1 protein-coding gene is annotated in these 428 nt (G+C 62.4%); it reads left to right on the top strand.

What is annotated here, in order from left to right:
* The coding region (locus HUS66_RS17500) for a hypothetical protein (RefSeq protein WP_175072461.1) at positions 1–428 on the top strand (428 nt) is incomplete at both ends.

Consider the following 428-nt stretch of genomic DNA (forward strand, 5'->3'; position numbering starts at 1 on the left):
CGCTGGCATCCGGTCAGCCAGGCTTGCCGTTCTATCGGCATATGGATATCGAAGGCATGTCCTGGCTGCTGATCGGCTGCCTGGATTTCTCCGAGTCACGTAGCCTGCTGGCCAACCCGAATTCCGATGATGGACAGCGCCTGCGTCTGTTTTCCACCAACGGCCTGCTGTTGTTCTCGAGCCCCCAGGAGCATGCGCTGGGCGTGACCGGCAAGCTGCCGCTGTCCTCGATGGCCAACATGGGCAAGTACATCTCCGAGCGTGGAGTGCGTCGCTACCATGTGCCGGGCTTCGACGGCCAGCCGCGCATGGCGGCGGGTAGCTATATCGCACCGCTCAAGCTGTTCAGCGTCGTGAGTCAGCCGATCTCCAGCCTGTGGTGGCTGTGGTGGCATCGTATCTGGTTCGGCATGCTGCTCGGCGGCATC

Origin of the sequence: Onishia taeanensis, from assembly GCF_013349955.1 — a bacterium.
Classification (GTDB): domain Bacteria; phylum Pseudomonadota; class Gammaproteobacteria; order Pseudomonadales; family Halomonadaceae; genus Onishia; species Onishia taeanensis_B.